The sequence below is a fragment of the Archangium violaceum Cb vi76 genome, from assembly GCF_000733295.1.
Classification (GTDB): Bacteria; Myxococcota; Myxococcia; order Myxococcales; family Myxococcaceae; genus Archangium; species Archangium violaceum.
This window is the reverse complement of the sequence record NZ_JPMI01000372.1, coordinates 1-339: the sequence shown is the minus strand read 5'-3', so window position 1 is coordinate 339 and position 339 is coordinate 1. Positions and strand designations below refer to the sequence as shown.

1 protein-coding gene is annotated in these 339 nt (G+C 61.9%); it reads left to right on the top strand.

Annotated features, from left to right (window positions below):
* Window positions 1-195 (top strand): hypothetical protein (locus tag Q664_RS61865; protein WP_235217148.1); only part of this gene is annotated, 195 nt, incomplete at its 5' end.
* Window positions 196-339: the final 144 nt, after the last annotated feature.

The following is a 339-nucleotide window of genomic DNA, read 5'->3' as shown; positions in this document are numbered from 1 at the left end:
CGGGGCATGCGACTGACGACCAAGACTTATGCGGGCGACATCTTCGCCGGAAGCAGGGTTGACGACCGCCTCCAGCAGGTGGACGGAGAGGGCTGGAGCGATAACCCTTGGGCTGACGAAATCGACCTGTTCGAGCACTCAAAGCGGGTCGGGCATAGGTCAGTTCTCACCTTCCTGTGGCACGCACTGCGCTGATCTCAGGCCTCGGTTGCACAGTACGTGCGAGGGATGGGATGGCAGGCGAAGGGAGAGAGCCCAACGAGCGATTGGCGAGCGTCCGTCGACATCTGTATGCATGTCAGGTGTTCAGTCCTCCATGAGCGAGTCGGCCGCGGCCTC